This is a genomic window from Myxococcus sp. CA023, from assembly GCF_010998615.1.
Classification (GTDB): domain Bacteria; phylum Myxococcota; class Myxococcia; order Myxococcales; family Myxococcaceae; genus Myxococcus.
Genome location: NZ_JAAEAH010000233.1, coordinates 1 through 379, shown reverse-complemented (window position 1 = coordinate 379; position 379 = coordinate 1). Strand labels below are relative to the sequence as shown.

Below are 379 nucleotides of genomic sequence, written 5' to 3'. Positions count from 1 at the left end.
AGCATGGACAACGAGGCCAGCATGATGACCAGCGCCCGGTCGATAGACGGCTCGGAGCCCGCCGGAATGTTGAACTCGGAGAACAACCCCGAGCCGATGCCCACGATGACGGCGAGCACCAGCACCTTAGTGCCCGAAGACACCACGTTGCCCAGCACCTTTTCAGCCAGGAACGCCGTCTTGTTCCACAGGGCGAACGGCACCAGCACGAAGCCCGCGAGCGTGGTCAGCTTGAACTCGATCAGCGTGACGAAGAGCTGCACCGCCAGCACGAAGAAGCTGACGATGACCACCAGCCACGCAAAGAACAGCACGACGATGGGCGCGAGGTGGATGAACACCTCGGGGAAGCCCGCCATCTGCTTGATCTGCTCAAGAA

1 protein-coding gene is annotated in these 379 nt (G+C 61.5%); it reads right to left on the bottom strand.

Going from position 1 to position 379, the window contains the following annotated elements:
• The coding region (locus tag F8M74_RS37430; RefSeq protein WP_205604123.1) for a type IV secretion system protein at window positions 1-379 on the bottom strand (379 nt) is incomplete at both ends.